Annotated in this window: 9 protein-coding genes; all 9 read right to left on the bottom strand. The window is 34.3% G+C overall.

Annotated features, from left to right (window positions below; all coding sequences use genetic code 11):
• Positions 1-107: 107 nt before the first annotated feature.
• The 9 genes from HMPREF3103_RS00215 to rnc all read right to left on the bottom strand — a co-directional run bounded on the left by HMPREF3103_RS00215 (position 108) and on the right by rnc (position 12,317).
• A complete protein-coding gene (locus tag HMPREF3103_RS00215; protein ID WP_070436700.1) occupies positions 108-824 on the bottom strand; it encodes a Bax inhibitor-1/YccA family protein in 717 nt (238 codons plus the stop codon).
• Between the two features lie 33 nt (positions 825-857).
• Complete coding sequence (gene ftsY / locus HMPREF3103_RS00210) at positions 858-1,862, bottom strand: signal recognition particle-docking protein FtsY (protein ID WP_070436698.1); 1,005 nt, start codon at positions 1,860-1,862, stop codon at positions 858-860.
• Positions 1,863-1,876: 14 nt separating this feature from the next.
• The gene (locus HMPREF3103_RS00205) at positions 1,877-2,698 is read right to left on the bottom strand and encodes a Cof-type HAD-IIB family hydrolase (protein WP_070436696.1); all 822 of its coding nucleotides are present in this window, start codon (positions 2,696-2,698) and stop codon (positions 1,877-1,879) included.
• A 305-nt stretch (positions 2,699-3,003) separates the two neighbouring features.
• Positions 3,004-3,807, bottom strand: coding sequence for an ABC transporter permease (locus tag HMPREF3103_RS00200; protein ID WP_083278670.1), 804 nt, complete (start codon positions 3,805-3,807; stop codon positions 3,004-3,006).
• A gap of 4 nt (positions 3,808-3,811) precedes the next feature.
• Positions 3,812-4,591 carry a hypothetical protein gene (locus HMPREF3103_RS00195; RefSeq protein WP_049554749.1) on the bottom strand — a complete coding sequence of 260 codons (780 nt, stop codon included), beginning with the start codon at positions 4,589-4,591 and terminating at the stop codon, positions 3,812-3,814.
• On the bottom strand, positions 4,588-5,556 hold the full coding sequence (locus tag HMPREF3103_RS00190; RefSeq protein ID WP_049554748.1) for an ATP-binding cassette domain-containing protein: 969 nt from the start codon (positions 5,554-5,556) through the stop codon (positions 4,588-4,590). Before HMPREF3103_RS00190 ends, HMPREF3103_RS00195 begins: the two co-directional genes overlap by 4 nt.
• 411 nt (positions 5,557-5,967) lie before the next feature.
• Positions 5,968-7,575, bottom strand: a complete 1,608-nt coding sequence (locus HMPREF3103_RS00185; protein ID WP_049554747.1) for an ATP-binding cassette domain-containing protein — start codon at positions 7,573-7,575, stop codon at positions 5,968-5,970.
• A gap of 444 nt (positions 7,576-8,019) precedes the next feature.
• Complete coding sequence (smc, locus tag HMPREF3103_RS00180; RefSeq protein WP_070436694.1) at positions 8,020-11,589, bottom strand: chromosome segregation protein SMC; 3,570 nt, start codon at positions 11,587-11,589, stop codon at positions 8,020-8,022.
• Between the two features lie 17 nt (positions 11,590-11,606).
• Positions 11,607-12,317, bottom strand: a complete 711-nt coding sequence (rnc, locus tag HMPREF3103_RS00175; RefSeq protein ID WP_070436692.1) for a ribonuclease III — start codon at positions 12,315-12,317, stop codon at positions 11,607-11,609.
• Between the last annotated feature and the right edge of the window lie 6 nt (positions 12,318-12,323).

The raw sequence follows: 12,323 nt of genomic DNA, 5'->3' as shown, positions 1-12,323 counted from the left end.
GTAGTATACATGATTTTCTACTATAATGCATGTAATTATTTCTTTCCTATTAAAAATATTTTTACAAAAAAATAAGCCTGGGATAAACCCAGACCTATTTAAACAAATTAATCTTTTCCACTTCCGAATAAACGAAGAATATCTAAGAAGATATTGATAAAGTCAAGATATAATTCTAACGCACCAAGAATAGCAATTCCTTCAAGTGCTGATTGTCCTTCGAAGTAATCATACATTCTTTTTAGTTTTTGTGTATCATAAATTGTTAATATGATAAAGATGATTAAAGAAATACCTGACATAATCCACTCTACCATAGAACTACGGAAGAAGAATAAGTTAAGAAGACTTGCAAGAATTAGACCTATTAAAGCGCCCAATGCTTGTTGACCCCATCCAGTTAGGTCTTTTTTTGTTGTAAATCCTACAACAGATAGCCCTACGAACAAAGCACATGTAGAAGCAAATGCTTGAACAATACTTCCTAAATCATATACAAAAGTTAATGTAAAGAATGTTAACCCTGTTAGTGCTGCATACAAGCAATACATGACCATATAGCGAATAGGATTTCCTAGGTTCTCGTAATTAGGTCGCATTAAAAATACAAGAACTAATTGTAATAAGAAAATTCCCCACATACCATATCCATGTGTTGCTGCCATGAAATTATAAAATAGCCTGAATAATGCCGGAGTCGTGCTAAATAAATAAGCAACCACAGCAGAAATTGCAATTCCTCCAAACATCCAGCCGTATACTTTCATGAAAAACTGATTTCTTCCTTCAATACTAGATTGAACACTATAATGATTATTCTCCATTATATCGCCTCATTTCAATTTAATATAAACGTATTATAGCATATCTTTTACTAATCCGTAAATAAATTGTTCTGGTTCAAATGGTTGCAAGTCATCCATCTGTTCACCTAAACCAATGAATTTAACAGGAATATTTAATTCATGACGAATAGAAAGGATCACTCCACCTTTTGCAGTTCCGTCTAATTTCGTTAAGATTAGTCCTGTAATGTTGATTGTCTCTCCGAATTGTTTTGCTTGCACAAGAGCGTTTTGTCCAGTTGTCGCATCTAAAACTAATAAAGTCTCATCTGCTCCCGTTTCAATTTCACGGGAGATGATACGATTCATCTTCTCTAATTCTTTCATCAAGTTCACTTTGTTTTGAAGACGTCCAGCTGTATCGATTAATAAATAATCAAAGTTTTCTTCCTTCGCTTTTTTTATCGCATCAAATACAACAGAGGATGGATCTCCTCCTTCACGCCCTGATACAACAGGAACGCCAACTCGTTCGCCCCATACTTCCAATTGTTGAATTGCACCTGCACGGAATGTATCTCCTGCAGCAAGTAAAACTTTGTTACCTTCTTGCTTCAGTCTCCAAGCGATCTTACCAATCGTTGTTGTTTTACCAACCCCATTCACGCCGACAAACATTAACACAGTTGGACGACCTTCTGCTTTCTTCAATGCAGACAGATTGTCTTCCCCTTTTTCGTAAATATCGACCATCTTCTCAATGATGACCTCTTTTACTTGACCAGAAGTCGTTGCATTTTGCAGACGAACTTCATCACGTAAGGCATCTGTAATGGCTAATGTCATTTCAAAACCAACGTCTGAAGAAATAAAAGTTTCTTCTAAATCCTCAAAGAAGTCTTCGTCAATTTCTCTGAAGTCAGCAAGGAATTCGTTTAAACGATCAGAGAAACTACGACGTGTTTTCTCCATCCCCTTGTCATATTTTTCTATAACAATTGATTCTTTCTTTTCCTCATGTTTAATGACTTCATCTTCACCGGTAAAGGCACGTTTAATTCGATCAAATAATCCCATATTTTCCCCTCACTTTACGCTTGTTTATTCATTTTTATAATATGGTAAATAGCCTTAGCAACTCCTGAATCCTCATTCGTTGCTGTTACATATTTTGCCACATCTTTGACTTCTTTTGAACCATTGCCCATGGCTACTGGATAACCGACAACTGTTAACATTGGTAAGTCATTTTCCTCATCACCACATGCTGCCATTTCATCCAATGAAATTCCTAGAATCTCTCCTAACATCTTCAAGCCGTTTCCTTTTGATACATGTTTTGGAACGACTTCTAACAAGAATGATCTTGATTTCATACAGTTGAAACGTTCAAAGAATTCTTTTGGTAATTTTGCAATTCCTTCATCCAAGATGTCATGATCGATGCAAAGAACGGCTTTATTAAAGATATGTCCTTCTTCAAATTCTTCTGGATTCTTTTGTTCAAAGGTAATTGGATGCGGTAATGTATTATAAATTGACGGACGTCCTTTGGGAGGCGTTGGCTCGTAAGCTCTCACCGTATCAATCATAACTAATGGAAGCCCTACTTTGGTTACTTCTTCATAGCAATATTTCATATCTTCTACAGTATGTCCTGTTTCATAAACGATTTCTCCATATTTTGTTTTTTGAATCAAACCTCCATTAAAGTTAACTGCGTAATCATCGTCCCCCATCAGGTCTAATTCTTCAAGTAAGTGAACAATACTTACAATTGGTCGACCAGTACAAAGAACTACTTTAATCCCATTTTCTTTGGCTAATTTAATAGCTTTTCTATTTTCTTCAGTTATCTTCTTTTCACCAGTTAATAATGTTCCATCTAAATCTAGTGCAATGACTTTTATCATACATTTTCTCCTTTTTTACTCTAGGGGGGTGCAAACAATGTTTAGGGGTGCATTTCCTAGAGATTGTCATTCCTTTGATTTCATTCTTGAATTATACCAAATTTTTAGGTTTGTGACTATTCCTATAGAAAAAGCCATATCACAGGGATATAGCTTCTTTGTTTTTCTTCGATGAATCATTTCATTAATCACTGATGAAGTTTGTATAAAATTATTGGTAACAAGATTTATCGGAAAACCAAATTTTACTTTTGAGGGACTCAATACTAGGATTAGTCAAAGAGCACAAATAATCATCAAAATCACTATCCACCAATACTTTGGTATTTTTTTAATCCATTTTTCCAGAAAATATGATAAATCAGAATCAATAGAACTGGTCCTGAAGATACATTCATCAAAGTTTCTAAAGAAAGTTGCTTTGTATGAAGTAATAACTCTCTAACAGGAAAATACCCAATAAAACCAAATGGAATTACCACAAGTAATGTCTTCAACCAATTCGGATAAATCGACAATGGATAATTTCCAAGTTGAGAAACTTCCCAAAAAATGCTTTTTAGTCCATCATTGGATACCCACCAAAAAGCCGTACAACTCAATAGTAAATACACTGCATACTTGACAAGAATTGAAGATACAATAAAGAGCACTAACTTCACAAAAAAAGTTAAAGTCCATAAAGTCGGCAGCTGACAAATTGATACTATTAACAGTAGCAACGCAACCAATGCCTCTAATACCGATTCTTCATCCAGTTGAAAAATCACAAATTGAAATAAAACATTTAAAGGTCTTACCAAAAAAATATCAAGTTCTCCTGTTTGAATCAGATAAGGAACTTCCAAGACAGTCACAAAAAAAATCTCCCAAACTGCATTCACTATCATTATAAAAGCATAGAAAAATAACACTTGGTAACCGCTAAATTCACCTAAAATACCGGTTGTAGAGACAATAATATACAAGACAAATAATGTTGAAATAGTCTCAAGAAAAAATCCCATATTTCCTAACAGAAAGTCTATTGGATACATCTTAATTCTTTTTATATCCATTTTTATAAATGCTGCATAAATCTTATGATATAACTTCATTTTGTAAAACAAAATACTACCCTCCCATTATTTCTAGTTTGAAATAAGTTCGTTGTTGTACCAAAAGCAGTAGTGCAAAAAAGACTACAATCCAAAAAAGTTGAACAAAAATTGCATCTTCGTAATAAAACAATTGGCTACCACTTAACATAGCACTAGGAAAATACTGAATCGCTACAAAAGGTAATTTTAGTACGAATTTACGTAAAAACTCTGGGTAAATATCAATTGGAAGAACTCCTCCACCAAATAATAATAAACAACCTGACAATAAACTTTTTGTTCCATTGATGCTCATTAAGAATGTGGAAAACAAACCTATCACATGTCCTAGAATCATGGCTAATATCCAACTGAGCGTTAATGATAATAAAGCCCAAAATAAGCTATCCATTTCTTCTAAGATATTAATTCTAAAAAAGAATATATAAATCACCCAAATAGGAATAATGCGATAGACAATCTTATACCAAGTGTTTCCTAATTGAACAGCTACATTCACAAAGAATGGAAGTTGCGGTCGTTGTAAATAGTTTGCAATCGTTCCTTTTAAAATAATTCGATTCATAAAATCTGCTGCAGAAAACATTGGCAATACACTAGACAAGGTCAATGCAAACATTGTATAAATTATAATCTGTTCAGTTCTAATACCGTTCGTTTTTTCCACAAATAACCAAATATAGTATTGAATAGAAACAGCAATAAATGTGCTCAAAATCGTCATCATATTATTCATTTGGTATTTCTTATTCGATTGATATTGATAGGCAGTATAGGCCCATAGCCCTCTCATTTCAACACCTTCTTCACAGTCATTAATTCAGACAGACTCAAGTTAGAAACTTCTACATTATTCGAAGAATATTCTTTTTTAAAGAAAGCAATTGCATGCTCCTCGGATAAGTTACGTGTATCAAAAAAGAACTCGGTTGAAGTAATGTTCCTTGCCAACTCTTTAATATTTGGATGAGTCACTTTTATAGCCTTTCCTTGTTCATGTTCCAACATTATCTTTTTTAGAAAACTATATTGGTTCTTAAAATCTTCTATCGAACCTTGATAAGCATTCTCTCCCTTATCCAAAATAATGATTTTTTGACTAACTTTTTCGATTTCTTGAAAATCATGACTTGTAATCATAAAAGTCGTATTTTTTTGTTCATTAATTTTTAAAATCATTTCCATCATTTTTTTCTTTGTCTGAACATCAATTCCAATTGTTGGTTCATCTAAAATCACGAGCTTTGGAGAATGAATCAATGCACAAATGAATTCACCACGCATTCTCTGACCAAGTGACAATTCTCTCACTGGTTGATCTACATAATCATCCACTTCTAATTCACTCATTAACCATTTCAGCCACTCCATATCCTGCTTGGAAGTTTTTGAATAGATTTTTTGTAAAAAATTAAATGAATCAATAAGTGGTAAATCCCACCATAAATGAGATTTCTGTCCGAACAAAACACCAATATCCTTTGCGTTTCTTCTACGATTATTAAAAGATTTTCTCCCAAAAACTGTCACTTCTCCCGAATCAGCTGGGATAATTCCTAATATCATTTTTATAGTCGTAGACTTTCCTGCTCCATTTTCACCAATATAACCGACAATTTCGCCCTGGTGAATTTCGAGATTCAAGTCACTAATAACCTTTTTTTTCGCTTTTTCACTGAAAATTCTTTCTATCCACGTTTTATTTAATTGTTTATCTGAATCTACATAGCTTTTGTAAACATGCATCAAACGAAGCATTATCTCACCTCTTTATTCTTTAATAATCCCATCTTCAAAAAAATATTCTCGTGGTCTTTTTTTTAATTGAAAACTACGATAATTTGAAAGTGTATAAGCTCCGTATTCTGGAAATAATAGTATATCATTTTCTTCCACAATAGGTAGTTTTATTGGAGAATGGTTAAACACAATACGCTCATTGAACGTATCTCATATAGTATACCACGAAACAAGCCATTCGTATTAAAAAAATAAGAGGTAGACTCTATTGTCCACCTCTTATTGGTTCTATAATTTATAAGGTTGATGGAGAAAATTCACCAACCCTATAAATTATAGAACCATTTGATCATCATTAGGATTTTTGTATGCAATAAAATCAGTTCTTCCAATCACAAAAATTATCTAATTACACTATTTAACTATTAATTACTCTACTAACATCTTATTTATAACTAGATGATTGTCCTTGATAGTAATGATTTTATCATATCCAACCATCATTTCCTCTGAAATGTGATGTTCTATATCAATAACTGCTCCAGAATAAGTTTTTATCAAATCATTCAAAATTTTTGAACTCTCATCATCCAGCCCTGATAAAGCTTCGTCAACAAGTAAGCATGGTTTTTCAAATAATAATGCTCTTGCTAACTCTAACCGTTTTAATTCTCCACCAGACAGAGAATGTAATTGTTTATCCATTTTAGTATGTAACATCTCTTTTGTTGCTAAATGTTTCATTCCTACTCTTCTTAAAATTTCAATGACTCTACTTTCATCTATTGGACTATCAAACGTCAGATTAAACAGCAATGTTTCGTCAAAGATAAATGGTTTTTGAGAAACAACAGAAAAAAGTTCAATTCCTTTTTCTTGCCCATAATTGATAGTACCAGATAATATCTTCGTTTCCCCTAAAATAGTTTTTAAAAAAGTACTCTTTCCTGAACCTGAAGGTGCTTTGAATAATATCTTATCATAACTTCCAAGTGAAAAATCAATATTTTTAATCAATTCATTATCTTGATATCCTACTGTAGCTTGTTTAAATTCTAAGATAACTTCTGTATTTGTTGGTAACTCTAGCAGTTGCTCATATTCTTCGGCTTTACTATTAAGAGTTAGCACTTTATTCAATACTGGATCAATTGATTGAATCACATTATATGTAGAAGCAACAGTTATTAATGGAGATACAACCCTATCAGCTGCCATATAAATAGTAAGCAAACTCCCTACTGTCATATATCCATTTTGAACAGAACTTATTCCCAGCATTAATGCTATCAATAATGAGCACACATATAGTAAACTAATAACGGTATTAGCGATATTCTGATTAAAATCCATCTTAAAATAATTTTTTTCAGATACTCCTAACTTCTCATTCAACTTTTTTAGTACATTATTTACCACACCAAATCTTTTCATCAACGGGCGTGCCTCTAAAAAATCTGTTAAAAATCCTATATATTGATCATTGGCTTCTTGCCAACGTATAGTTCCTTTCTTTAACCATTTTTTAGTTAACTTAGGAATTAGAGCAGGTATAGCTCCCAAACTAACAAAAAGTAAACCCACTAACATATTGATATTCATCAAAAATATAAATGTAACAACACCTTGAAGTGTACACAAAATCATAGTAAATACATTATTGATAAATTTTTGTTCAATTTGCTGGACTTCAATAGTAATACTAGTTATGTAAGAACTTGGTGATTGCTGTAAATTCTCTTTTCTAACAGAATTTACTGCATGTATATTTTTTAACTGATAATTTACATTTTGAATAAACTTTCCTTTAAAGAAACTAAATAGAAATTGTGATAAAACAATTAACAGTAAAAAAATCAGCCATAAAAATACTGTATGTATACTGCTATCAAAATCACTTTTGTTCATATAATCTGTAAATTTCCCTAAAAAATACGGTGCACCAATTCCATCAAGAGATAGTAAAGCTAAAAATAACACAGCACATATAAATATTCGCTTATTACCTACTAGTATGAATCTTAAGTATCTAAACATTCTGATTCCAGCCTCTCTAATTTAGAAAATTTAAATTCAATAATACAAGTTTCGTTTTTCACAAAAAACAACAAAAAAATAGTTAACTTTCAATTTAATCCTAAACAACTCCGATAATTTTGTCAATACACATATTTACAGAATCATTTACGCTGTCTAAGAAACACAAACATTAAAAAGAACACTTCACAAATTTCTGTGATTCAAATTAAAATTTAATACGTATAAATCAAAAAAGCCCCTAAATAAGGGCTAACACTCCTTAATATTGTATGACTTTAGAAATAGCACCATCTAGTGCAATTAATTTAATCAACTATAAAACTCCTTTAAGCATTTCTGCTTTCATTATACGCACATTGAACGTATCTCTTATAGTATACCATAAAATAAGCCATTCGTATTATAAAATAAGAGGTAGCGCGTATGGGCTACCTCTTACTCTTATTTCACTTCTTCTAATTCGTCAAAGTCTTCAAACTTAACGGATGCAAGTTTTGATACCCCAGATTCTTGCATGGTTACTCCATACAATACATCGGCTTCTTCCATCGTACCACGACGGTGCGTAATCACGATGAATTGCGTACGGTTTGTAAATTCTTTTAAGTAACGACCGTAACGCGCTACGTTTGCTTCATCCAGTGCGGCTTCAACCTCGTCGAGTAAGCAGAATGGAACTGGCTTCACTTCTAAGATTGCAAAGAGTAATGCAATCGCTGTGAAGGCACGTTCTCCACCAGAAAGTAAGCTGAGTGATTGAAGCTTCTTACCCGGTGGTTGAGCAATAATCTCAATTCCTGTTTCGAGTAAGTTCTCTGGATCTGTTAATTCAAGTGTTGCACGTCCACCACCAAATAAGCGTGGGAATGTACGCTCAAATTGAGTACTTACGGCATCAAAGGTTGTCTTGAAGCGTGTCGTTACTTCTTCGTCCATTTCCGTAATGGTTTCTTCCAGCGTCTGTTTAGCTTCTAGTAAATCTTGTTGTTGCGCTGTTAAGAATGTAAATCGTTCTTGTACCGCTTTAAACTCTTCAATCGCCAACAAGTTTACTGCACCCATTTGTTCGATTTGTTGTTTTAGGCTACGAACGAGTTTTGAAGCTTCTTCAATCGACATATCAAGTGTTGTTTTGGCAATCGCTGCTTCAAACGTTAATTCGTATTCTTCACTCAAGTACGTCAATTTTTGGTCAATTGAAATTTCGAAACGATTCGCTTTCGTTTCTAATCGTGTTTGATTCTTCAACTGATCTTGTAATTGATGTTGCGCTTGTGTTCTAGCAGCTTCTGATTGTTTTACATGAATTTCTAGTGCTGAACGCTCCTCACGTAATTCCTTAATCAGTGTATCTAATTCATCCACTTGACCTTTTAACGCATCAAACTCTTCTTGAATCTTCGCGTAAATCGCCTCATCTTCCTCTTGATTACGAGACTGTTCCGATTTCTTAGAATGTAATAATTCAATTTGATCTTCTAAACGAGTTTTTTGAAGTTTCGTTTGATGAATTTCACGTTTTTCTTGGTTAAATTGCTCTTGTACACGAGCACGATTCGTACCAAGTTCTTGCAATTCTTTTTGTTTTTCTTGAATTTGATGGGTCTTATCTTCATTCGATAATTGAAGGTAATCCAATTCTTTTTTCAAGGATGCATTTGCTTTTTGAAGGGCCACCAATTTTTCATGGTTTTCAACGTATTGCTCTTCTAATTGCTCATATGCTTCAATGAGTTCATCCATTTCAAATTGATTTGCTTGTTGAATACGTTCGTGTTTTTGAACTTCTTCAAGCGCAAATCTTGATTGGAATTCTAGTTGATTGAGGGTTTGTTCCAATTGAATATGACTCGCATTTAATTCGCGATACTCTTCTTCTAGCTTGTTCTTTTCAGCTGTCACTTTTTGGAACTGTGCTGACAATTTTTCGTATTCAGCCTTTGCTTCTTCAAATTGCTTCGTCACTGTTTCTAGTTGACTGTTACGTCGAACGAGTGATTGTTGACCAGAGTTCTTAGAAGCTCCCCCTGTCATCGAACCACCTGCGTTTACGACATCTCCTTCAAGTGAGACAATACGATAGCGGTAACCGAGTTGTTTCGCTAATAGTTGCGCTACTTGCAAGTTTGTTGTTACAAGTGTTGTTCCTAGTAAGTTCTTAATAATCGAATCGAATTTTTGTTCTGTTGATACAAGTTCACTTGCAATACCAATAAAGCCGTCCACTTTTTTAGCTTGGTTCAAAACTGAGTCTGGTACCTGTTTTTCTTTAATAATCGATAAAGGTAAAAACGTTGCACGACCTAGACGATTCGTCTTCAAATACGTGATTGCTTTGGCAGCAGCCTTCTCATCCGTTACAACGATATGTTGGCTCGTCGCTCCCAGCGCGATATCGATGGCTGTCGTTAATTGTTCATCTACACGAATGAGTTCTGCTACTGAATTGACAACACCTGGCAAATCTGATTTATGCTTTAAAACTTCACGAACGCCTTGATAGTAACCAGCATAATCTTCAGATACTTGTTTCAAGCTTCGAACGGTCGCTTGTAATTGTTGAAGATGACGTTCCTTTTCCATCCCTTCATTAGAAAGAATAGAGTGTCGCTCATTGATTTTTGATAATTTTTCTTTTAGATCTAGAAGCTGTTTTTCAGAACTTGCTTTTTCTTTTGTGAGTTCTTCAATCTTTTCAATGAATTGATTTGCTTTTTCTTCTAAAGCTCGATGTTCTTCATCAAAGGAATCAAAACGCTCTGTCATTTTTTCTTGAGTGTTTTGGTTTACTTCCATAGACTTCTCAAGGTTCTTCTCTTGGTTTAGTAAACGTGAAATTTCTTGTAACTGCTCAATATAACGATTTTGAAGCTCTTTAACGCTTTCTTCATTACTTTGACTTAATTGGTCTAATTCTTCGACTAATTGGCTCCAAGCCTCTTCTACGTTCTTTAATTCAACCTTACGTTCTACTTGATTCTTTTCAAGAAGAGCTAATTTTTCTTCCACTTCTTCTAACTCACGAAGAGCAGCAGCTAGTGCTTCTTGATTTTCTTCATCACTACGTTCTGCAAATTGTCGACGTTGCTCGAAGACTTTACGTTGACCATCGAGTTGCTCTACTTTTTGGATTAATTCTACGTATTCCTCTTGTTTTGCATCGAGATCTTCATTACGGGCTTCAAGTTTTACTTGATTTTCCTCAATGTCCACTTGAAGAGTTTCTAAAGTGGCCTCTGTTTGCGCTAATTGCTCTTGAAGTTGTTCTACTTCTTGAAGAGCTACTTTCCACTGAGCATTCAACGTTTCGATTTCGACTGCTAAAAGAGCGGTTTCTACATCTTCTAGCTGTTCTTTCTTAGAAACGTAAGCAATCGCTTTTTCACGTTGTTCTTCTAGTGGTGCTAATTGACCTTCAATCTCATGAAGAATATCTTCCACACGATTTAAGTGATCTTGTGTTTGATTCAATTTACGTTGCGCTTGATTTTTACGGTCTTTGTATTTAAGTACTCCAGCCGCTTCTTCGATAATCATTCGTCGTTCTTCAGGTTTTTCGTTAAAGATTTGCTCGACTTTCCCTTGCGAAATCAACGCAAACGAGTCTTTCCCTAGCCCTGAGTCCATCATTAAGTCTGTAATGTCTTTCAAACGAACTGGTTTCTTGTTAATTAAGAAATCACTTGCTCCATTACGATTCAAGCGGCGTGTTAATACCACCTGTGTTTGATCCGTTGCCAACACTTTATCTTCGTTATTGATATATAGATTAACTTCAGCAATATTCACTGGTTTTCTAGTTTGAGAACCTGCGAAAATGACGTCATCCATCCGTTTTCCACGCAAACTCTTAGCCGATTGTTCCCCAAGAACCCACTTAATCGCTTCAGAAAGATTGGACTTTCCACTACCATTAGGTCCTACAACCGCAGTCACGCCTTTATCGAATTCAATTGTTGTCTTATCGGCAAATGATTTAAATCCCGACATTTCAATTTTTTCTAATTGCATGCTTTAATCCTTTCTTTCTATGAAAGTGAACTCTTTGTTAGTTCTTCCATAGTCAATTTTGCGGCCATTTGCTCGGCTGCTTTCTTCGTCTTGCCGCTGGCAGTCTTGTATTTTTTCCCATCAACTATTAATTGAACAGTAAATATTTTATCGTGTGAAGGTCCTTCTTCTTTAACTAATTCATAACGGATGTGTACCGGACCATTTTGTTGCAAGTATTCTTGTAACTCTGTTTTGAAATCAGTAATTAGTTCATATCGTCCATTCTTAATTTTAGGAATAACGACTAGATTAAGAAAACGTTGAACCTCGTTCACTCCTTTATCAAGATATAGAGCACCGATAAAGGCCTCGAACACGTCACATAAAATAGCTGGCTTCTCACGTCCGCCACTCAGCGTTTCTCCTTTTCCAAGCAGCAAATACTCATTCAAAGAACATTCCTTCGCAAGCAACGATAAGCTATCCTCACAAACGATTTGAGCTCGTAGTTTCGTTAATTGCCCTTCTTGGAAGTGAGGAAATTGTCGAAAGAGCCAATCGGAAATCGTTAATTCTAAAACAGCATCTCCTAGAAACTCAATACGCTCATTGTAGATTCCCTTCATTTCCTTATGTTCATTTGCATACGAAGAGTGAGTCATCGCTTCCATGAGCAATGCCTCGTTGTTAAACGAAATATCGAACTTCTCTTTTAAAATTTTTGAGAGTGCTTTTATCTCTTTCATGATGGC

Origin of the sequence: Granulicatella sp. HMSC30F09 (assembly GCF_001806915.1) — a bacterium.
Lineage (GTDB): Bacteria > Bacillota > Bacilli > Lactobacillales > Aerococcaceae > Granulicatella > Granulicatella adiacens.
The sequence above is the reverse complement of the archived record's forward strand: the minus strand, read 5'-3'. Positions and strand labels throughout refer to the sequence as shown.